General features: G+C 45.2%; 19 protein-coding genes and 5 tRNA genes. 20 read left to right on the top strand and 4 right to left on the bottom strand.

Features of this window, described 5'->3' with window-relative positions:
• Positions 1–186 precede the first annotated feature (186 nt).
• Both ACTQ16_RS07010 and ACTQ16_RS07005 read left to right on the top strand, forming a co-directional pair.
• A complete protein-coding gene (locus ACTQ16_RS07010; protein WP_295023654.1) occupies positions 187–1413 on the top strand; it encodes a carcinine hydrolase/isopenicillin-N N-acyltransferase family protein in 1227 nt (408 codons plus the stop codon).
• Between the two features lie 12 nt (positions 1414–1425).
• Positions 1426–2919 (top strand): hypothetical protein, encoded by a 1494-nt coding sequence (locus tag ACTQ16_RS07005; protein WP_235389781.1) that lies wholly within the window; start codon positions 1426–1428, stop codon positions 2917–2919.
• Positions 2920–3234: 315 nt separating this feature from the next.
• Here the strand turns inward: ACTQ16_RS07005 and ACTQ16_RS07000 are convergent, their stop codons facing one another.
• The 4 genes from ACTQ16_RS07000 to ACTQ16_RS06985 form a co-directional block, all read right to left on the bottom strand.
• Positions 3235–3759, bottom strand: a complete 525-nt coding sequence (locus ACTQ16_RS07000; RefSeq protein WP_218416625.1) for a nitroreductase family protein — start codon at positions 3757–3759, stop codon at positions 3235–3237.
• A gap of 76 nt (positions 3760–3835) precedes the next feature.
• A complete protein-coding gene (locus ACTQ16_RS06995; RefSeq protein WP_441936740.1) occupies positions 3836–5038 on the bottom strand; it encodes a MalY/PatB family protein in 1203 nt (400 codons plus the stop codon).
• 263 nt (positions 5039–5301) lie between these two features.
• On the bottom strand, positions 5302–6156 hold the full coding sequence (locus tag ACTQ16_RS06990; RefSeq protein ID WP_441936739.1) for a DUF3737 family protein: 855 nt from the start codon (positions 6154–6156) through the stop codon (positions 5302–5304).
• Positions 6157–6378: 222 nt separating this feature from the next.
• The gene (locus ACTQ16_RS06985; protein ID WP_441936737.1) at positions 6379–7371 is read right to left on the bottom strand and encodes a malate dehydrogenase; all 993 of its coding nucleotides are present in this window, start codon (positions 7369–7371) and stop codon (positions 6379–6381) included.
• Positions 7372–7675: 304 nt separating this feature from the next.
• Here ACTQ16_RS06985 and ACTQ16_RS06980 point away from each other — a divergent pair, with 304 nt between their 5' ends.
• The 18 genes from ACTQ16_RS06980 to rpoC all read left to right on the top strand — a co-directional run bounded on the left by ACTQ16_RS06980 (position 7676) and on the right by rpoC (position 24158).
• A complete protein-coding gene (locus ACTQ16_RS06980; protein ID WP_295348176.1) occupies positions 7676–9463 on the top strand; it encodes an aminopeptidase P family protein in 1788 nt (595 codons plus the stop codon).
• A 138-nt stretch (positions 9464–9601) separates the two neighbouring features.
• Entirely contained in the window at positions 9602–9793 is a 192-nt protein-coding gene (rpsU, locus tag ACTQ16_RS06975) for a 30S ribosomal protein S21 (RefSeq protein ID WP_006848852.1), read from the top strand.
• An 83-nt stretch (positions 9794–9876) separates the two neighbouring features.
• Positions 9877–10758, top strand: coding sequence for a tyrosine-type recombinase/integrase (locus ACTQ16_RS06970; protein WP_441936748.1), 882 nt, complete (start codon positions 9877–9879; stop codon positions 10756–10758).
• Positions 10759–10780: 22 nt separating this feature from the next.
• The gene (gene hpf / locus ACTQ16_RS06965) at positions 10781–11080 is read left to right on the top strand and encodes a ribosome hibernation-promoting factor, HPF/YfiA family (RefSeq protein ID WP_217760866.1); all 300 of its coding nucleotides are present in this window, start codon (positions 10781–10783) and stop codon (positions 11078–11080) included.
• A 100-nt stretch (positions 11081–11180) separates the two neighbouring features.
• Positions 11181–11254: transfer RNA gene (locus ACTQ16_RS06960), tRNA-Thr, on the top strand.
• 16 nt (positions 11255–11270) lie between these two features.
• Positions 11271–11352 (top strand) — tRNA-Tyr (locus ACTQ16_RS06955).
• A gap of 13 nt (positions 11353–11365) precedes the next feature.
• A tRNA-Gly gene (locus tag ACTQ16_RS06950) sits at positions 11366–11438 on the top strand.
• 14 nt (positions 11439–11452) lie between these two features.
• Positions 11453–11524: transfer RNA gene (locus tag ACTQ16_RS06945), tRNA-Thr, on the top strand.
• A gap of 69 nt (positions 11525–11593) precedes the next feature.
• Complete coding sequence (tuf, locus tag ACTQ16_RS06940; protein ID WP_441933164.1) at positions 11594–12790, top strand: elongation factor Tu; 1197 nt, start codon at positions 11594–11596, stop codon at positions 12788–12790.
• A gap of 62 nt (positions 12791–12852) precedes the next feature.
• A tRNA-Trp gene (locus ACTQ16_RS06935) sits at positions 12853–12925 on the top strand.
• Positions 12926–12941: 16 nt separating this feature from the next.
• Positions 12942–13130: a preprotein translocase subunit SecE gene (gene secE, locus ACTQ16_RS06930; protein WP_006848848.1), complete on the top strand. Its 189-nt coding sequence runs from the start codon at positions 12942–12944 to the stop codon at positions 13128–13130.
• 12 nt (positions 13131–13142) lie between these two features.
• Positions 13143–13685: a transcription termination/antitermination protein NusG gene (nusG, locus tag ACTQ16_RS06925; RefSeq protein WP_153125275.1), complete on the top strand. Its 543-nt coding sequence runs from the start codon at positions 13143–13145 to the stop codon at positions 13683–13685.
• Between the two features lie 61 nt (positions 13686–13746).
• Positions 13747–14187, top strand: a complete 441-nt coding sequence (rplK, locus tag ACTQ16_RS06920) for a 50S ribosomal protein L11 (protein ID WP_089543938.1) — start codon at positions 13747–13749, stop codon at positions 14185–14187.
• Between the two features lie 21 nt (positions 14188–14208).
• A complete protein-coding gene (rplA, locus tag ACTQ16_RS06915; RefSeq protein ID WP_294700320.1) occupies positions 14209–14901 on the top strand; it encodes a 50S ribosomal protein L1 in 693 nt (230 codons plus the stop codon).
• Positions 14902–14919: 18 nt separating this feature from the next.
• Positions 14920–15438 carry a 50S ribosomal protein L10 gene (rplJ, locus tag ACTQ16_RS06910; protein WP_294969765.1) on the top strand — a complete coding sequence of 173 codons (519 nt, stop codon included), beginning with the start codon at positions 14920–14922 and terminating at the stop codon, positions 15436–15438.
• A 55-nt stretch (positions 15439–15493) separates the two neighbouring features.
• On the top strand, positions 15494–15871 hold the full coding sequence (gene rplL, locus ACTQ16_RS06905; protein ID WP_089543935.1) for a 50S ribosomal protein L7/L12: 378 nt from the start codon (positions 15494–15496) through the stop codon (positions 15869–15871).
• 111 nt (positions 15872–15982) lie between these two features.
• A complete protein-coding gene (gene rpoB, locus ACTQ16_RS06900) occupies positions 15983–19795 on the top strand; it encodes a DNA-directed RNA polymerase subunit beta (RefSeq protein ID WP_294969762.1) in 3813 nt (1270 codons plus the stop codon).
• A gap of 31 nt (positions 19796–19826) precedes the next feature.
• Positions 19827–24158 (top strand): DNA-directed RNA polymerase subunit beta', encoded by a 4332-nt coding sequence (rpoC, locus tag ACTQ16_RS06895; RefSeq protein WP_294969760.1) that lies wholly within the window; start codon positions 19827–19829, stop codon positions 24156–24158.
• Positions 24159–24397: the final 239 nt, after the last annotated feature.

Genomic DNA, 24397 nt, shown 5'->3' with positions numbered 1-24397 from the left:
AAGTTGCGCTATCCACAATTTTTGCTCTATCAGCAAACTTAGCTATTGCGCTAACAGCAAGTTTTTGTTCTACGCACAAAAAACTCTGTTCCACAGAGGATTGGACTTTCGTATGTCTTAAACATTTCGTATCTTTGCCGACACCAACCGGTGCGAATATTAACAAATATCACAAATATGACAAATATGACAAAGAAACAAATGCTAAAGAAAAGATGCTCCAACACTATTCTCACACGCAACTTGTTGTCAGTAGCGTGCGTGATTGTTGCAATCCTTACAGCTTCGTGCGGCAATGATGACAACGATGCTCCGACCGTCATCACACACAATCCAGCAGCCTACATCAAAGACGACGGCAAACTGGCAATGCTGCATGCCATGAGGGATGTTGACGGGACCGGCCGACTGTACGAAATCGACTATACGGCCGATTACAGACTGGATGACGTACTGAAGGCCGGTTACACACAAACCGACCAGCTCTTCAGCTACATCGCCTACCTGCTCTATGACAGTATTCCTAAAAGTCAGGCAAAGGTCTCTCTTGGCACAGGCTGTAGCGCCTTCGCTGCACCTGAGCGTCAAAGCGGCAACTTCATGATGGGACGCAACTACGACTACCGTCATTCCACTGCCGACGGAAAGAGCTACAAGTCAATAGCGGCCATCTTAGTGCATACGGCACCGGCTGGCGGGAAACGGTCCATTTCGATGGTCGATGGCATGAACTTAGGCTATGGCAAGGGGTTCTATACCGATGGAACAACTGATCTCTCACTCTTGATGGGACTGCCTTATGCCGCCCTCGACGGCATCAATGAGGACGGCTTTGCCATCGGTGTGCTGTCACTTAACGAGAACCAGACCAACCAGCAGACAGGCAAGCCGCGCATTGGTACGACGACAGCTATAAGAATGTTGCTCGACAAGGCCTCAACCGTGAATGAGGCAATACAGCTCCTGGGCAGTTACGATATGGACATGCGCGGCAGCGGACGCGGCAACTACCACTACTTCATGGCCGATGCCACTGGCGACTATGCCATTGTGGAATATACCCGTTCCAAAGGCGAGACCACACCGAGAGTAATGGAGGTGCTGAAAGGGAACGACACCCTGCGCTGTGTCACCAATTTCTATGTCTCGCCGACGATGGTTGGCACTACCGACGGCTGGGGATCAAAACACGGCAAGGTGCGTTATGATACACTGAGAAACACCCTGCGTGCCAACAACTATGTACTGAAAGCGGCCGATGCCATGCCGCTGCTTCAGGCCGTCTCACAGCCTCCGACCGAGGAACTCACGTCGCAGACCCAATGGTCAGCCCTCTACGACCTTTCTGAAAAGACGCTCCGTCTGTCCATTCTTCGCGAATATGGCAAGACGTTTAACTTCAAGATAAAATAATTTAACACTGGCATGATGAACAAGACCTTATTCAAACTTATTCCGGCACTAAGGCAAGCCAATTGCTTTCATTGGCTAGCTATCATGCTGATAATCCCTGCCTTCTTTGTAACAGGTTGCTCAGACGACGCAGCATCCCCGGGAGGCAGCGGGGCTGAGACGGCTGACTCATCCGCTATCTCACTGACCTACCACCACTTCACGGCATCCGATGATGTCATTATCCTAAATGCCGACACCACACGGATTGCTGTCAGCAAGGCATTGGCCGACAAGATGGGCATCACCCGCTTCTCTGGCAGACCAATGGCGGTATGGCAAAAAGTGAACAGCCTTCCTTACATCCGGCGCGTCACATCTGAAATGCTGGATAACGGCCGCTATGTGCTCACTGTTGACAAGAGCGCTTCGTTGGCAGACGTACTGCCGGAGGATGCGGAGATAAATTTCGATACAAAAATCCATGTCAACCATCAAGCCGCAAAAGCCTGGACGCGCGCCGGTGGCACCAATGCCGTTGAAGACATGTCCGCCCGATATATGGAGGGAGACACCATCCATCCGGCAGTTATCCTCTATACCGACAATGGTGGCGCTGGAGAGGACGTGCAGGTGACGGAAGACATGGCACTTGCACGCAGCCAGTTCACCCGGGCCTCCGGGACGGACGGCTATGCTTATGCAACGGCCGAGGATCTGGACAAGTCTGACATCGACTGGGCTATTGTCAATAAGGATGTCACGCTGAAAGCAAACATCAAGTTGGATTCAAAAGCGGATGCGAGCATCGGACTGAAAGTTCCCGTTAAGGCAAAGGTCAACGCCAAGCTGCAATTAAAGACCGGCTTCTCGTTTAAGAAAGGCATAACGTTAAAGAAATTTGATGCCGGTGTCTATGGCGGACTCGCTTTCAAGCCCGAAATGAACTTGAATGTTGGCAAGAGCCTTACATTGCCAAAAGACAAGTTCACCAAGCGGCTGATAAGTTTTCCCGGCTATACCGCGGTCTTCATGGCTGGCATTGTCCCCGTGAGCATCACTTTCAGTCCTGGTGTCATTTTCAAGGTTGACGGTACGCTGACAGGCAGCCTCAGCACCGGCCTGTCGTATAGGTTTGAGAATAAACTCAAGGCCGGTGTCCTCTATGAGGGCTCATGGAAGGCCTATGGTGAATACAGGCAGATAGAGAACAAGTTTTCCATGGATGTCATCAAGGGCAACGTGAACTTGAGAACAGGCATAGGCTTCTATGTCTCTTGCGATGCGATGATCTACGGTTTCGCCGGTCCGGAAATCGCTGTCGGCCCGCGGTTAGGACTTGATGCCGATGCTTCCATCACGGTGCCGGCAAAAGGTGATCCGACATTCGCATTCAATGCAAGCCTGAAATGCGGGGTGCAGTCACTGATAGGCGCAAAACTGAAGATTTGGAAGTGGACGCTGGCTGACTGGAATACTACTTTCGCCATATCGCCCCAATGGACAATTTGGCAATATAAGACATGATTTTCGGCTTTATCAGCATTCCCTATTCCACATGATTCATCCCATGAGTCTTAATTTTGCATCCATAACAGTTACTCTTTAAATCGTTGTTTTTTTTCTTTAGCGATTACAAAGATACAACTTTTTATTGAGAAACAGTTATTTTTACCCCATTATTTTGGGGTGGGAAACTTTAGTTACATTATATAATATATAGAATCTTATATATAAATAAAAGGTCTCATGGTTTTTGAAATCCTGAGACCTTTTTTTTGATGTTTGGCATAGAATTCTATTTGTTTCCTTCCATGCTTGCATTGTTCTTTTTGCTTTTTTTTATTTGATGATGCGGTAGTAATCCTCCTTGCGAGGCTTTACGGTATGAGGATGTGCAGATGCGTAACCCAATGCCAGGGCTCCGACGCCCATTAATCCCTCTGGCAGATTCCAGTCCTTCATCAACTTCTTGCCTTCTTCTGATGCGAACATACCGTCTTCACGGTTAATCCAGCAAGATGCAAGGCCGATGGAGTGGGCTGCAAGCATCATATTGCCCAAGATGAGGCTGCCGTCTTTTACTCCGTTCACATTACTTTCTGGAGCCAGGACGATGACGATGGTTGGCGCTCCGTAGTATGGATCACTCTCTACACCCATGATGTCTGCGTTCATCTTGCGAAGCTGTGCGCAAATCTCAGGATTCTGAACGGCAATGATGAAAGGCTCCTGGGTTCCATGACCTGTTGCTGCCCATGTGCCGGCCTCCAATACAGTCTTCAACTCTTCGTCGGTAATCTGGTCTGCCTTGAAACGACGAATACTTCTTCTCTCCTTGATGGCTTTCAAAACTTCATTTTCCATATTATCTTGTTTTAAACATTGTATTTAGTATTCTTTTCTCTTTCTTCGCTCTTTTATGCAGGGCATCCGCTCTTTTTTATGCAGGGCATCCGCTCAAATCCTCTTCATCCATATACTGGCTGAGAACTCGTGCGATGCGAATCAAACCCTGCATCAGGGTCTTGCGAGGACAGGCGATGTTGAGGCGCAGGTAGCCCTGACCAGCCTTTCTGCCATACATAGTTCCACTGTTGACGAATACCTTGCCATCATTCATCAGCTTCTCATAAGCCTCGTCGCTTGACAGTTCGAATGGCAGGATATCGAGCCATACCAGGTAGGTGCCTTCAAGGCGGGTAACGCGAACTTGTGGCAATTCGGTATTGAAGAATTCCTTTACTGCCTGATAGTTCTCGTAGAGATATTGGTTCAATTCATCCAACCATTCTTCTCCCTCATTGTAAGCTGCCTGGAGAGCGATAACGCCGAATGGGTTTACGTCACAAACCTCGTTGATGTTGATGGCACGGTTGATGCGGCGGCGCAATGTTGCATCCGGACTGATAATGTTGGCTATCTGAAGTCCTGCAATATTGAATGACTTTGATGGAGAGTTCAATACCACGCAGTTGTCACGGCAAGCCTCGCTGATGCTGGCAAACGGAGTGTATTGATTGCCAGGCATGATGAGTTCGCAATGAATTTCATCTGCGATGACTTTTACCCCATGTTTGAGACAGATGTCGTTCATTCGCTCCAGTTCCTCTTTCTTCCACACTCTTCCGGCTGGATTGTGAGGATTGCAGAGGATGAAGGCTGTGGTCTTCTCGTCGGCACATTTGCGCTCGAAGTCTTCGAAATCAATCTCATAAGTGCAGTTGCCCACACGTTTCAGTTCGTTTTCTACTACTTCGCAGCCGCTGTTTGTAATGCAGGAGAAGAAGCAGTTGTAGACAGGTGTCTGTACCAATACCTTTTCGCCAGGCATGCAGATGGCTTTCAGACAGCAAGAAATGGCTGGTACAACGCCTGAAGTATAGAGAATCCAGTCTTTCTCTATCTTCCACTGGTGGCGGCGGGAGAACCAGCTGATGATAGCCTCGTAATAAGAATCAGGTACGAGGGTATAGCCGAAGATGCCGTGAGCTACGCGCTTCTGCAGAGCTTCGATGATGCAGGGAGCAGTCTGGAAGTCCATATCTGCTACCCACATCGGAATAACGCCGTCTTCCTTCACCAGATCCCATTTGTATGAGTTGGTTCCACGACGTTCGATGATTTCATCAAAATTGTATTTCATATTTGTTTTCTATCTATGTTGTTTCTTCTATCTATATAGGATAAATCTCTTATTTATATAGGATGATTCTCTTTTTCTCCTAATCGAAATCTTCGTTCATAGACTTTGAATCTCCGTTCAAAGACATTGAACGTACATTCAAAGCTTTTGAACGGCCGTTCAGTGTCTATGAACGGAGATTTCAGTTAAGTGTAAGAATAATTAGTTATGGGAACAATAAGTAATTTACTTGATTGTTGTCATTTCTGTAATTACCTCTTAAACTATTTCGATTTATCTGTGATTTTACATGCACCCTTTGGCGCTTTGGCAAACTCTGTATATGTTACGCTTCCCACTTCGTCTGCCTCGATTCTTCCGGAGATAGGGTTCTTGATATTGGTGATACTTCCCTTAATCTGTGCATCGATGTTGGTGCAATCCTCGAAGGCACGGTCGCATTCCTTATCAAAGGTGCAATCCTCCAGAGTTACATGGTCCATGTAGCAGAGAGGCTGCTCGCCGCTGATGTGGCAACGTACGAACTTGATGTTCTTGCTGTGCCAGGCCAGATACTCACCATTCAGTTCCGAATCATAGACGGTTACATTCTCGCATTCCCAGAAACTGTCCTTGGTTGTAATCTTTGCGTTGTGAATCTCCACATTCCTGCAGTATTGGAATACATACTTGGAATCGCTCTCCAGTCCATCTACATAGATGTTCTTGGAAAACATGAATGGATAGGTGCCGTCGTGGAGCTTTACGTTCTTCAGTTTCAGTCCATCTACCTTCCAGAAAGTCTCGTCTGCATCCGTGATGTTGACGTTCTCCAATTCCAGGTTCTTCATTTCGCGGAAGAACTTAGGTCCATCGATGGTGCAGTCTTTCATCACCATATTATCACTATACCAGATGGCGGAACGGCTCTCTGGGGCGAAGTAGCAGCCTGTGATGAGGGAACCATCCACATGCCACCAAGGGTATTTGCCATAAAACTTGGAATGGTGGCATTCTATGTTTTGGCAGCACTTGATGCCCGATTCGCCATCTGTAATCGTAATATCTTCTAAACGCACATCGTGAGCACCGAAGAGAGGGCGCTCGCCTCCGAATGATTTGTTCTTTATCAATTCCATAATTTTCTATTATCCTTTTTTATTTGTTATTTCTGTTTGCAAAATTACAAAAATAATGCCAAAGTCGTATAACCTGATTTACTGAAAAGTGTAACTTTATGGCGTATTTGCGGATAAAGTTGCTGAAGGCAGGAAAAATGGAAATCAAAAAAGGCTGAATCATGAAGCATTTTCACGATTCAGCCCTTATCGGGTTAACTTCTAAAAATCCGAAGTGGAGAATTACAAGTTAGGGTTCATCTCTTTCCACTCAGCTACTGGAGGTACGATGCCAAGCTCTACGATCTCATCGCGCATCTTGCAAAGGTGCTCGTAAGACTTCTGGAGGCTAGCGAGCTCTTCCTCAGTACCTGTAGGCTCTGTGAAGTGAACACCAGTCTTGTCGATAGTAGTAGGCATAGCCATCATTACGTTCTTGAAACCGCACTTGTCGCAGTTTACATAGCAACCTGCTGGCAATGTGAACTTCTCACCACCCATAGCAGCCTGGATCATCTTAACTGCGTTGTAAGCTGGGCTCTGGAATGAAGAACGGCCACGGAGCTTGATGATGTTAGAACCACCCTGTACTGTGTGGTGCTTGATCTCCTCCCAACGCTCGTCAGAAAGACCCATCTCTGCCAATGGCTTGCCGTCAACCTTAACCTGAGAAGCAAATACTGCCATCTGCTCGCCGTGACCACCATAAGTGTGAGCACCAGTAACCTTATCCTGCTGTACACCGAACTCGAGAGCCAAAGCCTGCTGCAAACGAGTAGAGTCGAGAGCTGCGAGTGAAGTCAACTGATTTGGCTTCAAACCAGAGTGGATAAGAGCTGTCAAAGCTGTAACGTCAGCTGGGTTGAAGATAACAACTACATGCTCAACCTCTGGGCAGTACTTCTTGATATTGTCACCGAACTCAGCAGCGATCTTGCAGTTACCCTTGAGAAGGTCCTCACGAGTCATACCCTCCTTACGAGGAGCACCACCAGAAGAGATGATGTACTTAGCACCAGTGAAAGCTTCCTCTGGATTTACTGTATAAGTAACGTTAACACCAGGGAATGCGCACTGCTGAATCTCATCGAATACACCGTGAACACCCGGCTCGAAGATGTCGTAGAGACAAATATTAGGAGTAAGACCGAGCATCAAAGCGCTCTGAACCATGTTTGAACCAATCATACCGCCTGCACCGACGATAACGAGCTTGTCATTTGTTAAAAATTCCATAACTACAATATTTTATTTAAGATGTTTATAAATTTCTTGCTTACTGAGTTGCAATGTGTTGCAACTTTTGTTTTGCTGGATTGTCATCAGATAAAAAGACCGTAAATCTCGCTCTTTTGGCTTTCCGACCGCAAAATTACTAAAAAGTAATGTAAAACGTGCATTTATTTCCGCTTAAATTTGTGATTAATTCTTAAAATTCGTATCTTTGTAATCTCTAATTAGCAAAATACTATATTTTCTTCTCTTTCCAGAGAGGAATGGTAGTAATAAACGAAATGCATAATTATAATAATGTGTGCCGATGAATATGATTAATCAAAGATTGGAAAGTTTAAGGGAGGTTATGAAGCGTGAGCATCTTGCTGCGTTCATTTTTCCTAGTACTGATGCTCATCAAAGTGAGTATGTTGCTGACCATTGGATGGGTAGGGCTTGGATATCAGGCTTTGATGGTTCTGCAGGAACAGCGGTCGTGACCATGCATTCTGCTGCGTTGTGGACAGACTCCCGCTATTTTCTTGCTGCTGAGGAACAGTTGAAAGGTACTGAGTTTCAGTTGATGAAATTGAAAATTCCGGGAACTCTTTCGATTGCAGAATGGCTGGGGAAGGAGCTGCAGGATGTAGACTCTCCAGAAGTGGGTTTGGACGGATGGGTTAATTCCTATTCCTCAACTTCTGGATTGATTGCTGATTTGCGTAAAGCAGGTGGCATCACGGTTCGTACCAATTTTGATCCGTTGGAGGAAATTTGGAAAGATCGTCCTTCCATTCCTTTGAAACCTGTAGAAATTCAGCCAATGGAATTTGCTGGTGAGGATGTTTCTTCTAAGATTAAGCGTATCAGACAGGCTTTAAGAGCTCAGCATGCTGATGGCATGTTGGTTTCTGCCCTGGATGATATCGCCTGGACTCTGAATCTGCGTGGTACTGACGTGCATTGCGTCCCTGTGTTTGTCAGCTATCTCCTGATAGCTTCGGACAAGGTGTCACTTTTTGTTGATGAAGCTAAAGTCAGCTCCGAGATACGTGCATATCTGGAATCCAACGGTGTCTCTATATATAAATATAATAAGGTGGAAGAGGGGCTGAAGGCTTATTCTGAATATAATATTCTCCTGGATGGTAACGAAACCAGCTATTATCTTTGGAAAGCAGTAAGATGTCAGGAGATAGTTCAAGCTTCTTCCCCAATACCGGCAATGAAGGCTGTGAAGAATGAGGCCGAGATTGCCGGATATCGTAGTGCGATGTTGAAAGACGGTGTGGCGATGGTGAAATTCCTCAAATGGCTGCTTCCGGCTGTTGAGGCTGGAGGGGAAACCGAAATCTCAATCGATAAGAAGTTGACTGCTTTGCGTGCAGAACAGAAATTGTTCCGTGATATCTCATTTGACACAATTGCCGGATATCAGGCTCATGGAGCTATCGTTCATTATGAGGCAACGCCAGAAACTGATATTCCTTTGAAGCCGGAGGGATTGCTGCTCCTTGATTCTGGTGCACAATATCAGGATGGCACTACTGATATTACCCGTACCATTGCTCTGGGGCCGATTACCGAGGAAATGAAACACATCTATACGTTGGTACTGAAGGCTCATATACAGTTGGAATTGGCTAAATTCCCTGATGGCGCTTCCGGTACTCAACTCGATGCTTTGGGACGAGAGTGCATGTGGAGAGAAGGATTCAATTTCCTGCATGGTACAGGTCACGGTGTTGGATCCTATCTGAGCGTGCATGAAGGACCTCACCAAATCCGAATGGAGTATATGCCGACTCCATTACGTGCCGGCATGACTTTGACGGATGAACCAGGACTCTATCTGGCGGGAAAGTTTGGAGTACGTATCGAAAACACAGTCTTGCTTTCCGATTATATGAAAACGGAATTCGGTAAGTTCTTACAGATAGAACCTCTAACCCTTTGTCCAATAGATACAGCACCAATTGATTTGACAATGCTCATGCCGGAAGAGCTGGCTTGGCTCAATGAATATCATGCTAAGGTGTATGCAGAATTGGCTCCTTATCTTGATGAAGAGGAGAAAAAATGGCTGGAAAATGCCACAAAAACCATAAAATGAAGGCGTTAAAACAAAAAAAACGTCTAAATTCTTGGTTATCTGAAAAATAAGATGTAATTTTGCACCCGCAAATTGTGGCATCATGCCCATTACGCAAGAAATAATATAAGTTTAACATTATAAATTAAAAGCAAAAAAATGATTATTGTACCAGTTAAGGACGGTGAGAACATCGAGAGAGCTCTCAAGAAGTTTAAGAGAAAGTTTGAAAAGACAGGTGTTGTTAAGGAGTTGCGTGCTCGTCAGCAGTACGACAAGCCATCTGTTTTGAAGCGTCTCAAGATGGAACACGCCATTTACGTACAGCAGTTGCGCGCAAACGAGGAATAATAGTAAAAAATCCTCAAAAAATTTGGTAGTTTGAATTAATTTTCGTAACTTCGTTGCCGAATAACAGAATGAGCAACCTTATGCTGAATATTGGCAAGTTCTTAGAATACTTAGAGTGCGAACTGAATAGGTCGCAAAGGACAGTAGAAAGCTATCGGGATGATTTGAAACACTTCGAGAAGTTTGCTAGGGACTTGTCTGATTCCTTCTCTTGGGAAACCGTTGATGCTGATCTCGTCCGTAACTGGATGGCTCAGATGATTGACGAGGGAAATAAGGCTACTTCAGTCTGTAGAAGGTTGAGTGCTTTGAAGACTTTTTATCGTTTTGCCTTGTCGAGGCATTATGTGGGAAGTGATCCTGTTTATCAAGTCCAAGGGCCGAAAAAAGAAAAACCTCTGCCGCAATTCTTGAAAGAGAGTGAGTTGGAGGATTTGCTGGATAAGCAACAGTGGGGGACTGATTATAATAGTGTACGTGCGCGTACCTTAATTATAACGTTCTATGAAACTGGGATGCGAGTCTCGGAACTGGTTGGTTTGAATGATGAGGATGTCAACTTTCTGAATAAAGAGTTGAAGGTCACGGGAAAGGGAAATAAGCAGCGTGTCATTCCGTTTGGTGACGAGCTTTGTGAAACTTTACAAGGATATATAAGGCTAAGGAATCTTAGCTTGGAGCGAAAGTCGGATGCTTTGTTTCTTTCTAGAAAGGGGATGAGGATGAGTACTGCAAATGTTCGCTCTATTGTGAAGGAAAACCTCTCGAGGGTCTGCTCGTTGAAAAAGAAAAGCCCACATGTCTTGAGGCATACGTTTGCTACGGCAATGTTGAATCATCATGTTGGTATTGAAAGTTTGAAAAAACTGTTGGGACATGCCAAGCTCTCTACTACGGAGATTTATACGCATACAACGTTCGAACAGTTAAAGCGAGTTTATAATGAAGCCCATCCAAGGGCATAACCTTTTAAAATTGGAGGTCACTATGGAAATTAAGATTCAGTCGATTCATTTCGACGCTACTGAGAAGTTACAGGCGTTTATCGAGAAGAAAATCGCCAAGTTGGAGAAAACTTATGAAGATATACAGAAAGTAGAGGTGCAATTAAAGGTCGTAAAACCTGCTACTGCCCTTAACAAGGAAGTCCATCTCGATGTTGCAGTCCCAGGAACCCATTTGTTTGTGGAGAAGACATGCGATACTTTTGAGGAGGGAGTTGACCAGGCAGTGGATTCTATGAAGGTTCAATTGACCAAATTTAAAGAAAAAACAAGGAATCGATAAAAAAAACACGAAAAAATTTTGTGGATTCAAAAAATAGTTGTATCTTTGCAGCCGTTTTCCGATAGGTCGAAAACTTAGCCGTATTGCGGCTGTAAAGATTGCCTCTTTAGCTCAGTTGGCCAGAGCACGTGATTTGTAATCTCGGGGTCGTTGGTTCGAATCCGACAAGAGGCTCGAAAGGAAAGTTTATGGGTAGTTACCAGAGTGGCCAAATGGGGCAGACTGTAAATCTGCTGGCTATGCCTTCGGTGGTTCGAATCCATCACTACCCACTTTCTTTGATAAGCGGAAATAGCTCAGTTGATAGAGCACTAGCCTTCCAAGCTGGGGGTCGCGGGTTTGAGCCCCGTTTTCCGCTCAATTTATTAACTTGCTGTAATAGCTCAGTGGTAGAGCACTTCCTTGGTAAGGAAGAGGTCCTGAGTTCAACTCTCAGTTACAGCTCTATCGTTCTAGATGCTTTAGGATGGTAGAGGAACAGATTATTCATTTATATAAATAAAAAGAAAAGCTATGGCTAAAGAAGAATTCGTGCGTACCAAACCGCATGTTAACATTGGTACAATTGGTCATGTTGACCATGGTAAGACTACTCTGACCGCTGCTATCTCTAAGGTATTGAATGAGAAGCTCGGTACAACTGAGGAAGTTAAGTCATTCGATCAGATTGATAATGCTCCTGAGGAGAAAGAGCGTGGTATCACTATCAACTCTGCTCACATCGAGTATGAGACTGCAAAGCGTCACTATGCGCACGTTGACTGTCCTGGACACGCTGACTATGTAAAGAACATGGTTACTGGTGCTGCTCAGATGGATGGTGCTATCTTGGTTTGTGCTGCTACTGATGGTCCTATGCCACAGACACGTGAGCACGTACTTCTTGCACGTCAGGTAAACGTTCCTCGCTTGGTTGTTTTCTTGAACAAGTGTGATATGGTTGACGATGAGGAGATGCTTGAGCTCGTTGAGATGGAGCTTCATGAGATCCTCGAACAGTACGGTTATGAGGAGGATACTCCAATCGTACGCGGTTCTGCTCTCGGTGCTTTGAACGGTGTAGAGAAGTGGGTTAAGTCTGTTGAGAACTTGATGGACGTAGTTGATGAGTGGATTCAGGAGCCTGAGCGTGAGGTTGACAAGCCATTCTTGATGCCTATCGAGGACGTATTCTCAATCACAGGTCGTGGTACTGTTGCTACTGGTCGTATCGAGACTGGTCGTTGTAAGGTAGGTGACGAAGTTCAGTTGCTCGGTCTTGGTGAGGATAAGAAGTCTGTTATCACTGGTGTTGAGATGTTCCGTAAGGTACTCGCTGAGGGTGAGGCAGGTGATAACGTAGGTTTGCTTCTCCGTGGTATTGACAAGGCAGAAGTTAAGCGTGGTATGGTTGTTGTACATCCAGGTGCTATTACTCCTCACGATCACTTCAAGGCTTCTATCTATGTATTGAAGAAGGAAGAGGGTGGACGTCATACTCCATTCGGTAACAAGTATCGTCCTCAGTTCTATCTCCGTACTATGGACTGTACAGGTGAAATCAAGCTTCCAGAGGGAGTTGAGATGGTAATGCCTGGTGATAACGTAGAGATTGAGGTAGTGTTGATCTACAAGGTTGCTTTGAACGAGGGTCTTCGTTTCGCTATCCGTGAGGGTGGTCGTACAGTAGGTTCTGGTCAGATTACAGCACTCCTCGACGATATTCAGTAATTTTAGAATTATCTAGACTTACTATATATGACTTCCGCTTCTGCGGAGGCGGAAGTCAACTTACGGGTTTAGCTCAGTTGGTAGAGCACTGGTCTCCAAAACCAGGTGTCGAGGGTTCGAGCCCTTCAACCCGTGCAAAATAGAAGATAATATGAATAAAATAGTAAATTATTGCAAGGCATGTTACGATGAACTTGCGCATAAGACTACTTGGCCATCACGTGCCGAACTTACTCATAGTGCAATGGTTGTATTATCTGCTTCCCTAGTCATTGCATTGGTGGTGTTCGCGATGGACTCTATATTCAAAGCCTTTATGGGTGTTGTTTATCCAGGTTAATTTTTAAAGGAAATGGCAGACGCAGGAAATAAATGGTATGTGCTCAAGGCCGTAAGCGGTAAAGAGGCTAAGGTGAAAGAATACATCGAAGCTGAGATGAAGCACAATGACTTACTTGCAGCAAATGTTTCTCAGGTGCTTATACCAGTTGAGAAGCATGCGGCTGTGCGTAATGGTAAGAGAGTAGTTAAAGAAAAAGTATCTCTTCCAGGTTATGTTTTTGTGGAGGCTAAACTGAAGGGTGATGTTGCGCATACACTGCGTTTCATGCCTAATGTTCTAGGTTTCCTTGGAGGATTGGATGAGCCTACACCTGTCCCACAGAGAGATATAAATCGAATGTTGGGAGCAGCAGAAGAGACTGAATTTGAGGAGAATCTAGATTGTCCTTATCTCGTTAATGATACTGTTAAGGTAATGGAAGGTCCATTCAGTGGATTCAGCGGTGTTATCGAAGAGGTTAACTTGGAGAAACATAAGCTGAAGGTAACGGTTAAGATCTTCGGACGTAAAACTCCGTTGGAATTAGGTTTTATGCAAGTAGAAAAGGAATAGGATTCTGTTACGAGAATTTTAGATCCTTTTATAAGTTTCAATTTTAAATATTAACAAGAAAATGGCTAAAGAAGTTGCTGGATTAATCAAATTACAGATTAAAGGTGGCGCTGCAAATCCTTCACCTCCAGTAGGACCTGCTCTGGGTTCTAAAGGTATTAATATCATGGGATTCTGCAAGGAGTTCAACGCCCGTACCCAGGACAAAGCAGGTAAGGTATTGCCAGTTGTTATTACATACTACACTGACAAGTCGTTCGATTTCGTTATCAAGACTCCTCCTGCTGCTGTACAGTTGAAAGAGGCTGCAAAGATCAAGAGTGGTTCTGCTCAGCCTAATCGTCAGAAGGTTGCTTCTCTTACTTGGGATCAGGTAAAGGTAATCGCTGAGGATAAGATGAAGGACTTGAACTGCTTTACTGTAGAGTCAGCTATGAAGCTCATCGCTGGTACTGCAAGAAGTATGGGTATTACTGTAAAGGGAGACTTCCCTGGTAAATAATTTAAAACTTCAATTAGAAAAATGAGTAAACTGACAAAAAATCAAAAATCAGTAGCTGATAAGGTTGAAGCAGGGAAGATGTACACTTTGAAAGAGGCTGCAGAGTTGGTTAAGGAAATTACCACAACCAAGTTTGATGCATCTCTTGATATTGATGTACGTTTAGGTGTTGACCCACGTAAGGCTAACCAGATGGTTCGTGGCGTTGTTTCATTGCCAAACGGTACCGGTAAGGTTACTCGCGTGCTCGCTCTCTGTACTCCTGATCAGGAAGCTGCTGCTAAGGAAGCAGGCGCTGACTACGTAGGTCTCGACGAATATGTTGAGAAGATTAAGGGTGGTTGGACAGATATTGATGTCATCATCACAATGCCATCTTGCATGGGTAAGATTGGTCCTTTGGGTCGTGTTCTCGGTCCTCGTGGATTGATGCCAAACCCTAAGAGTGGCACTGTAACTATGGATGTTGCTAAGGCAGTTAAGGAAGTTAAGCAAGGTAAGATTGACTTTAAGGTTGATAAGGCTGGTATTATCCACACTTCAATCGGTAAGGTTAGTATGACCTCAGAGCAGATCTACGGAAATGCTAAGGAGTTCATCAATACAGTTATCAAGTTGAAGCCTGCTGCTGCTAAAGGTACATATATCAAGAGTATCTTTATTTCTAGCACTATGAGTAAGGGTATCAAGATTGATCCTAAATCAGTTGAATAACTCTAAAAGTTTTGTAAAATGAAGAAAGAAGTTAAAGATACTATCATCACCAAACTTGGACAGTTGCTTCAGGAATTCCCTCACTTCTATCTTGTAGATGTTACAGGATTGGATGCAGAGAAGACAAGCAATCTTCGTCGCAAGTGTTTCAAGAGTGAGATTAAGATGGTTGTTGTTAAGAATACCTTGCTTCACAAGGCATTTGAGGCATCAGACATCGATTTCTCTGAGCTTTATGGCAGCTTGAAGGGTACTACAGCAGTTATGTTCACTAACGTAGCTAATGTACCAGCTAAGTTGTTGAAGGAATACGAGAAGGAAGGCATCCCAGCATTGAAGGCTGCTTATGCAGAGGAAGGATTTTATGTTGGTGCAGACAAGCTCGCAGAACTTTCAGCAATCAAGAGCAAGAGCGAGGTTATCGCAGAGATTGTTGCTTTGCTCCAGTCTCCAGCAAAGAACGTTGTTTCTGCTCTTCAATCAGGAAGCAACACTATTCACGGTGTGCTTAAGACATTGGGCGAGCGTCCTGAGTAATCAATCACAATGTTATCAATTTTAATAGTATAAACAAATAAAAATTTAGAATAAAATGGCAGATATCAAAGCTATTGCAGAAGAGTTAGTAAATCTTACTGTTAAGGAAGTTAATGAGTTGGCAACAGTCCTCAAGGACGAGTATGGAATTGAGCCTGCTGCTGCAGCTGTAGCTGTAGCTGCTGGTCCTGCTGCTGGTGGTGCAGCTGCAGCTGAGGAGAAGTCTTCATTCGACGTAGTTCTCGCTGAAGTTGGTGGCGCTAAGCTCCAGGTAGTAAAGGCTGTTAAGGAGGCTTGTGGTCTCGGTTTGAAAGAGGCTAAGGATCTCGTAGACGGTGCTCCTTCTACAATCAAGGAGGGTGTATCTAAGGACGAGGCTGAGAACCTTAAGAAGGCTATCGAAGAGGCTGGTGCTAAGGTAGAGCTCAAGTAATTAGATTAATTACATCTCTTACATAATGGTTAGGATTCTCCTAGTAGGCGAGTCCTAACCTTTTTGTGTCTTTTATTATCATGTTAATAAAACCCCATTTAATAACTTCTAATGGCTACAAAAATTGTTGATAACAGAGTAAATTTTGCCAGCGTCCATAATCCGTACCCATATCCGGATTTTCTCGATGTGCAGTTAAAGTCTTTTAAGGACTTCTTACAGTTGGATACTCCGCCTGAGGAACGCAAGAATGACGGTTTGTATAAGGTGTTCTCTGAGAATTTCCCTATCACCGATACTCGTAATAATTTCGTTCTTGAGTTCTTGGATTACTATATTGACCCTCCTCGTTATTCTATCGATGAGTGCTTGGAGCGCGGTCTTACATATAGCGTACCTTTGAAGGCTAAGATGAAACTGTATTGTACTGATCCTGACCATGAGGATTTCGGTACTTTCATTCAAGATGTATTCTTGGGTACTATCCCTTACATGACTTCTAACGGTACATTCGTCATCAATGGTGCTGAGCGTGTTGTTGTTTCTCAGTTGCACCGTTCACCTGGTGTGTTCTTTGGACAGGGTGTTCATGCAAATGGCACTCTTCTCTATTCTGCCCGTATCATTCCTTTCAAGGGTAGCTGGATTGAGTTTGCTACTGACATCAATAATGTGATGTATGCTTACATCGACCGTAAGAAGAAGTTGCCTGTTACTACCTTGCTTCGTGCTATCGGCTATGAGCAGGATAAGGATATTCTCCAGATTTTCGACCTTGCTGAGGAGGTTAAGGTTAACAAGAAGAATATGAAGGCTGCTATCGGTCGCAAGCTTGCTGCACGTGTCCTGAAGAGTTGGTATGAGGACTTCGTTGATGAGGATACTGGTGAAGTTGTATCTATCGAACGTAACGAGGTTATCATGGAACGTGAAACCGAGTTGACTGTCGATAACATCGAGGAGATTGTTGAGAGTGGTGCTTCTACTGTTCTTCTTCACAAGAATGAAGAGGCTGCTAACAAGTTTACCATCATCTTCAATACATTGGCAAAGGACCCAAGTAACTCTGAAAAAGAGGCTGTCAACTACATTTATCGTCAGTTGCGTAATGCTGATCCTGCTGATGATGCCAGTGCACGCGAAGTATTCCAGAACTTGTTCTTCTCAGACAAGCGTTATGATTTGGGTGAGGTAGGTCGCTACCGTATTAATAAGAAGTTGGGTCTCGATACAGATATGGATGTCCGCGTTTTGACTAAGGACGATATCATCGAGATTATCAAATATTTGATTCAGCTCATCAACTCAAGTGCTACAGTTGATGATATCGACCACTTGTCTAACCGTCGTGTTCGTACCGTTGGCGAGCAGTTGGCTAACCAGTTCTCTATCGGTTTGGCACGTATGAGCCGTACAATCCGTGAGCGTATGAACGTTCGTGACAATGAGGTGTTTACACCAACAGATTTGATCAATGCCAAGACCATCTCTAGTGTTATCAACTCATTCTTCGGTACAAACCCATTGTCTCAGTTCATGGACCAGACCAACCCATTGGCTGAGGTAACTCACAAGCGTCGTCTTTCTGCCCTCGGTCCTGGTGGTTTGTCTCGTGAGCGTGCAGGTTTCGAGGTTCGTGACGTACACTATACTCACTATGGTCGTCTTTGTCCTATTGAGAGTCCTGAAGGTCCAAACATCGGTTTGATTTCTTCTCTCTGTATGTATGCAAAGATCAATGACCTTGGCTTTATCGTTACTCCTTACCGTAAGGTTAACGACAGCAAGGTTGACATGGATAATGCTGATGTCGTATTCTTGACCGCTGAGGATGAAGAGGCTAAGATTATTGGTCAGGGTAATGCTCCTTTGACAGAAGAAGGTGAATTTATCCGTGACGTTGTTAAGTGCCGTCAGGATGCTGATTACCCTGTTGTTCCTCCTGCAGACGTTGATTATGTTGACGTGTCACCTCAGCAGATTGCTTCTGTATCAGCAGGTTTGATTCCATTCTTGGAGCATGATGACGGTCACCGTGCGTTGATGGGATGTAACATGATGCGCCAGGCTGTTCCATTGCTTCACAATGATGCACCTATCGTAGGTACTGGTCTTGAGAAGCAGGTTTGTGAAGATTCACGTACTATGGTTACTGCAGAAGGCGAGGGTGTTATCGAATATGTAGATGCTACAACCATCCGTATTCTTTACGATCGTACAGAGGATGATGAGTTCGTAAGCTTCGAGCCTGCTTTGAAGGAGTATCGTATTCCTAAGTTCCGTCGTACCAACCAGAATATGACCATCGACTTGCGTCCTATCTGCAATAAGGGTCAACGTGTGAAGGCTGGCGATATCCTGACTGAGGGTTATGCTACTGAAAATGGTGAGTTGGCTTTGGGTCGTAACTTGCTCGTTGCTTATATCCCTTGGAAGGGTTATAACTATGAGGATGCCGTCGTTATCTCTGAGCGCATGGTTCGCGATGACGTGTTGACTTCTGTTCACGTAGACGAGTATTCTCTTGATGTTCGTGAGACTAAGCGTGGTGTAGAGGAATTTACTTCCGATATTCCAAACGTAAGCGAAGAAGCTACAAAGGACCTCGATGATAATGGTATCGTTCGCGTAGGTGCTAGAATTGAACCAGGCGATATCATGATTGGTAAGATTTCACCTAAGGGTGAGAGCGATCCTTCACCAGAAGAGAAGTTGCTCCGTGCTATCTTCGGTGACAAGGCTGGTGATGTGAAGGATTCTTCATTGAAGGCTAATCCATCTTTGAGTGGTGTTGTTATTGACAAGAAGTTGTTCTCACGTGCAGTGAAGACTCGTGAATCCAAGAAGCAGGATAAGATTATACTTGCAAAGATTGATGAGGAGTACGAGGCAAAGGGAGACGACTTGAAGGATATCCTCGTTGATAAGTTGCTCACTCTGACAGAGGGAAAGACTTCTGAGGGCGTCAAGGATTATACAGGTGCTGAAATCATTACCAAGGGTAGCAAGTTCACTGCTACTGCCTTGAAGAACCTGGAGTATGATGGTGTTCAGTCTAATGGTTGGACAGATGATGACCATACCAATGGTTTGATCCAGCGTTTGATCATGAACTATATCCGCAAGTACAAGCAGCTTGATGCTGAGTTGAAGCGTCGCAAGTTCGCTATTACTATCGGTGATGAGCTTCCATCAGGAATTCTTCAGATGGCTAAGGTTTACATCGCTAAGAAGCGTAAGATTCAGGTAGGTGATAAGCTTGCTGGTCGTCACGGTAATAAGGGTATCGTTTCTAAGGTAGTTCGTCTTGAGGATATGCCATTCATGGCAGACGGTCGTCCTGTTGATATGGTATTGAACCCTTTGGGTGTGCCTTCTCGAATGAACCTTGGTCAGATCTTTGAGTGTATCCTCGGTGCTGCAGGTAAGAAGTTGGGTGTTAAGTTCGCTACTCCTATCTTTGACGGTGCTAAGCTGGAAGACCTTTCTGAATGGACAGATAAGGCTGGTTTGCCTCGCTTCTGTTCTACTTACCTCTATGATGGTGAGACAGGTGAGCAGTTCGACCAGCCAGCTACAGTTGGTATGACTTACTTCTTGAAGTTGGGTCACATGGTTGAGGATAAGATGCACGCACGTTCCATCGGTCCTTACTCTCTGATTACTCAGCAGCCACTTGGTGGTAAGGCACAGTTTGGTGGTCAGCGATTCGGAGAGATGGAGGTTTGGGCCATCGAGGCATTCGGTGCCAGCCACGTATTGCAGGAGATTCTGACTATCAAGTCAGATGACGTTGTAGGACGTAGCAAGGCATACGAGGCAATCGTGAAGGGTGATCCAATGCCAACACCTGGCATTCCAGAGTCACTCAACGTATTGCTCCATGAGCTTCGCGGCCTTGGCTTGAGCATCAAGCTGGATTAATTTTGAGAACCCCTAATTAAGATATAGAAACATGGCTTTCAAAAAAGATACAAAGGTAAAGAATAATTTTACGAAGATTACCATCGGTCTCGCTTCCCCTGAGGAGATCCTGGAAAATTCGTATGGTGAGGTTACTAAGCCTGAAACCATTAATTATCGAACATACAAGCCGGAGCGTGATGGTCTCTTCTGCGAGCGCATTTTTGGTCCTACCAAGGACTATGAGTGCGCCTGCGGTAAGTACAAGCGCATCCGCTACAAGGGAATCGTCTGCGACCGATGCGGTGTAGAGGTTACTGAGAAGAAGGTTCGTCGTGAGCGTTCTGGTCACATCGAACTCGTTGTTCCTGTAGCTCACATCTGGTATTTCCGTTCTCTTCCTAACAAGATTGGTTACCTCCTCGGTATGCCAACCAAGAAACTTGATGCTGTTATCTACTACGAGAAGTATGTAGTTATCCAGCCTGGTGTGATGGAAGGTAAGACAGATGCTGATGGATTGGAAGTAAACGGTTCTCATAAGCTCGATCTCCTGACAGAAGATGAGTATATCGACATTATCGACAACCAGATCAGCGAGGAAAATGATCGTTTGGATGATTCAGATCCTAACAAGTTCATTGCCAAGATGGGTGCAGAGGCTATCTATGAGCTTCTTCAGGATGTAGACCTCGACAATCTGTCATACGAACTTCGTGACCGAGCTAACAACGATTCTAGCCAGCAGCGTAAGACTGAGGCTTTGAAGCGTCTTCAGGTAGTAGAGGGTTTCCGTGCCAGCAAGGGTATTAACAAGCCTGAATGGATGATCATGAAGATTATTCCTGTTACTCCTCCAGAGCTTCGCCCATTGGTACCGCTGGACGGTGGTCGTTTCGCTACATCAGACTTGAACGACCTCTATCGTCGTGTTATCATCCGTAACAACCGTTTGAAGAGATTGGTTGAAATCAAGGCTCCTGAAGTGATTCTCCGAAACGAGAAGCGTATGTTGCAGGAGGCTGTTGACAGCTTGTTCGACAACTCTCGCAAGAGTTCTGCTGTCAAGAGTGAGAGCAATCGTCCATTGAAGTCTCTCTCTGACTCTTTGAAGGGTAAGCAGGGTCGTTTCCGTCAGAACTTGTTGGGTAAGCGTGTTGACTACTCTGCTCGTTCGGTAATCGTTGTAGGTCCTGAGTTGAAGATGGGTGAGTGTGGTCTTCCTAAGTTGATGGCTGCTGAGCTTTACAAACCATTTATCATCCGCAAGTTGATTGAGCGTGGTATTGTCAAGACTGTTAAGAGTGCCAAGAAGATTGTTGACCGTCGCGAGCCTGTTATCTGGGATATCCTCGAGAACGTGATGAAGGGTCATCCGGTTATGTTGAACCGTGCCCCTACACTTCACCGTCTCGGTATTCAGGCTTTCCAGCCTAAGATGATTGAGGGTAAGGCTATCCAGTTGCACCCATTGGCATGTACAGCGTTCAACGCCGACTTCGATGGTGACCAGATGGCTGTTCACCTTCCATTGAGCAATGAGGCTATCTTGGAGACTCAGATTCTGATGCTCCAGAGCCATAACATTCTGAACCCTGCTAATGGTGCACCTATCACCGTTCCTTCTCAGGATATGGTGCTTGGTCTCTACTATATTACAAAGATTCGTCCAGGTGCAAAGGGCGAGGGATTGACATTCTACGGTCCTGAGGAGGCTTTGATTGCCCGTAACGAGGGGCGTTGTGATCTCCACGCTTTGGTAAAGGTTGTCGTTGACGACTTGGTTGACGGTAAGATTCAGAAGCGTATGGTTGAGACTTCTGTAGGTCGTGTTATCGTGAATGGTATCATCCCTGATGAGGTAGGATTCTTCAACGATGTCATTTCCAAGAAGACTCTCCGTGGCTTGATTTCTAGTGTAATCAAGGCCGTAGGTATGGCTGAGGCATGTGAATTCCTCGATGGTATCAAGAACTTGGGTTATCGTATGGCATACGTTGCAGGTTTGTCATTTAACCTTGGTGATATCATTATCCCACCAGAGAAGGAGGCTATCGTTGAGCGTGGTCGCAAGGAGGTTGAGGAAATCACCAACAACTATAACATGGGTTTCATCACCAACAAGGAGCGTTACAACCAGGTTATCGATGCATGGACTCACGTAAATACCGATTTGGGTAACATCTTGATGAAGGAGATGACTGAAGCTGACCAGGGATTCAACGCAGTATACATGATGCTTGATTCCGGAGCCCGTGGTTCTAAGGATCAGATTAAGCAGTTGTCAGGTATGCGTGGTTTGATGGCTAAGCCTCAGAAGGCTGGTGCAGAGGGTGCGCAGATCATTGAGAACCCTATCCTTTCTAACTTTAAGGAGGGTATGTCAGTGTTGGAGTACTTTATCGCTTCTCATGGTGCCCGTAAGGGTCTTGCGGATACCGCTATGAAGACTGCCGATGCTGGTTACCTGACTCGTCGTCTTGTTGACGTTTCTCATGACGTCATCATTACTGAGGAGGATTGTGGTACATTGCGCGGTCTGGTATGTACAGCATTGAAGAATGGTGATGAGATTATTTCTTCACTCTATGAGCGTATCCTGGGTCGTGTATCAGTTCATGACATTATCCACCCAACTACAGGTGAGTTGATAGTCAAGGCAGGTGAGGAAATTACAGAGCCAAAGGCTAAGGCAATCGATGAGTCTCCTATCGAGAGCGTTGAGATTCGTTCCGTACTTACCTGTGAGAGCAAGAAGGGTGTCTGCATGAAGTGTTACGGTCGTAACTTGGCTACAGCCCGCATGGTTCAGCTTGGTGAGGCTGTCGGTGTCATCGCAGCTCAGGCTATTGGTGAGCCTGGTACTCAGCTTACTCTCCGTACATTCCACGCCGGTGGTATTGCGTCTAACGCTGCTGCCAATGCTAAGATTGCTGCGAAGAACAAGTCTCGTATCGAGTTTGATGAATTGAGCACTGTTCCTTTCATCGAGGAAGATGAGGAAGGAAATGATATCAAGTGCGAGAAGGTAGTAAGCCACTTGGCCGAAATCCGTTTCGTTGATCCAAATACAAACATCATCCTTGCTACATTGAATGTTCCTTACGGTTCTTCTCTGTATCATAAGGAAGGTGAAGTTGTTGAAAAGGATACTGTGATTGCCCGTTGGGACCCATTCAACGCCGTTATCGTCAGCCAGTATGCCGGTACATTGAAGTTCAATGACGTTCAGAAGGATCAGACCTACCGTGCCGAGGTCGATGAGACCACTGGTTTGGAGGAGAAGATCATCACTGATTCAAAGAATAAGGCGATGGTTCCTTCTTGTGATGTTATCGATGCTAATGGTGAGGTAGTTGGTACATACAACTTCCCTGTAGGTGGTCACCTCATTGTTGAGGATGGTCAGACTATCAAGACCGGTGAGGTGTTGGTTAAGATTCCTCGTGCGGTTGGTGGTGCTGGTGATATCACCGGTGGTCTTCCACGTGTTACCGAGCTTCTCGAGGCTCGTAACCCATCTAACCCTGCTGTCGTATCAGAAATCGATGGTGAGGTAACCATGGGTAAGGTAAAGCGTGGTAACCGTGAGATCATCGTAACATCTAAGACTGGTGATCAGAAGAAGTATCTCGTTTCTCTCTCTAAGCAGATCCTGGTACAGGAGCATGATGCTGTACGTGCAGGTACTCCTCTTTCTGATGGTAGTGTAACTCCTGGCGATATCCTCGCCATCATGGGTCCTACTGCTGTTCAGGAGTATATCGTTAACCAGATTCAGGACGTTTACCGTCTCCAGGGTGTGGCTATCAACGATAAGCACTTCGAGGTTGTGGTACGTCAGATGATGCGTAAGGTTCGTATCGACGATCCAGGTGATACAACATTCCTGGAGCAGGAGTTGGTTGACAAGCTCGACTTCGCTGAGGAAAATGATCGTATCTGGGGTAAGAAGGTTGTTACCGATGCCGGCGACAGCACCGAACTTAAGCCAGGTCAGATTATCACAGCACGCAGATTGCGTGATGAGAACTCTGCATTGAAGCGTCGTGACAAGAAACTTGTACAGGTTCGTGATGCAGTTGCTGCTACTTCTACTCAGATTCTTCAGGGTATCACCCGTGCTGCTCTTGGTACAAAGAGCTTCATGAGTGCTGCTTCCTTCCAGGAAACTACTAAGGTCTTGAACGAGGCTGCTATCCGTGGTAAGGTTGATTACCTTGAGGGTATGAAGGAGAATGTAATCTGCGGTCACTTGATTCCTGCAGGTACTGGTCTCCGTCAGTGGGAGAAGCTCATCGTCGGCTCTAAGGAAGAGTACGAGCGTATGCAAGCTAATAGAAAGAATGTACTCGACTATGCAGATACTCCTATCGTGGACTAATCAGTAGAATAGAGTCACATATATAATAAGGAGGGTGTGTCATAAGATTATGATGCACCCTCTTTTTCTTTTGTATGCTATTGATATATTGTTGGAAAAGACAGCTAAAGTTTTTGGAAAAGCTAGTATCTCTGGTCGCACAACAGCTGTTGTGCGCTTGCATATCAGCTGATATGCGCTTGCATGACAGGTGATGTGCATGCGGTGGTCTACTGTTATGCGCTAACTTTTTTATATTT

Origin of the sequence: Prevotella sp. LCP21S3_D2 (assembly GCF_052118345.1) — a bacterium.
In the GTDB taxonomy this organism is placed as follows: Bacteria; Bacteroidota; Bacteroidia; order Bacteroidales; family Bacteroidaceae; genus Prevotella.
Note: the sequence above shows the minus strand (reverse complement) of the source record. Positions and strands in the feature narration are given on the sequence as shown.

Excerpts from the sequence above, each read along its gene's own strand:
- rpoB (WP_294969762.1), top strand. The coding sequence starts at position 15,983 with ATGGCTACAAAAATTGTTGATAACAGAGTAAATTTTGCCAGCGTCCAT.
- rplK (WP_089543938.1), top strand. The coding sequence starts at position 13,747 with ATGGCTAAAGAAGTTGCTGGATTAATCAAATTACAGATTAAAGGTGGC.
- ACTQ16_RS06985 (WP_441936737.1), bottom strand. The coding sequence starts at position 7,371 with ATGGAATTTTTAACAAATGACAAGCTCGTTATCGTCGGTGCAGGCGGT.
- ACTQ16_RS07000 (WP_218416625.1), bottom strand. The coding sequence starts at position 3,759 with ATGGAAAATGAAGTTTTGAAAGCCATCAAGGAGAGAAGAAGTATTCGT.
- ACTQ16_RS06990 (WP_441936739.1), bottom strand. The coding sequence starts at position 6,156 with ATGGAATTGATAAAGAACAAATCATTCGGAGGCGAGCGCCCTCTCTTC.
- tuf (WP_441933164.1), top strand. The coding sequence starts at position 11,594 with ATGGCTAAAGAAGAATTCGTGCGTACCAAACCGCATGTTAACATTGGT.
- ACTQ16_RS07010 (WP_295023654.1), top strand. The coding sequence starts at position 187 with ATGACAAAGAAACAAATGCTAAAGAAAAGATGCTCCAACACTATTCTC.
- rpsU (WP_006848852.1), top strand. The coding sequence starts at position 9,602 with ATGATTATTGTACCAGTTAAGGACGGTGAGAACATCGAGAGAGCTCTC.
- nusG (WP_153125275.1), top strand. The coding sequence starts at position 13,143 with ATGGCAGACGCAGGAAATAAATGGTATGTGCTCAAGGCCGTAAGCGGT.
- rplJ (WP_294969765.1), top strand. The coding sequence starts at position 14,920 with ATGAAGAAAGAAGTTAAAGATACTATCATCACCAAACTTGGACAGTTG.
- hpf (WP_217760866.1), top strand. The coding sequence starts at position 10,781 with ATGGAAATTAAGATTCAGTCGATTCATTTCGACGCTACTGAGAAGTTA.
- rplL (WP_089543935.1), top strand. The coding sequence starts at position 15,494 with ATGGCAGATATCAAAGCTATTGCAGAAGAGTTAGTAAATCTTACTGTT.
- ACTQ16_RS07005 (WP_235389781.1), top strand. The coding sequence starts at position 1,426 with ATGATGAACAAGACCTTATTCAAACTTATTCCGGCACTAAGGCAAGCC.
- secE (WP_006848848.1), top strand. The coding sequence starts at position 12,942 with ATGAATAAAATAGTAAATTATTGCAAGGCATGTTACGATGAACTTGCG.
- rpoC (WP_294969760.1), top strand. The coding sequence starts at position 19,827 with ATGGCTTTCAAAAAAGATACAAAGGTAAAGAATAATTTTACGAAGATT.
- rplA (WP_294700320.1), top strand. The coding sequence starts at position 14,209 with ATGAGTAAACTGACAAAAAATCAAAAATCAGTAGCTGATAAGGTTGAA.
- ACTQ16_RS06995 (WP_441936740.1), bottom strand. The coding sequence starts at position 5,038 with ATGAAATACAATTTTGATGAAATCATCGAACGTCGTGGAACCAACTCA.
- ACTQ16_RS06980 (WP_295348176.1), top strand. The coding sequence starts at position 7,676 with ATGAATATGATTAATCAAAGATTGGAAAGTTTAAGGGAGGTTATGAAG.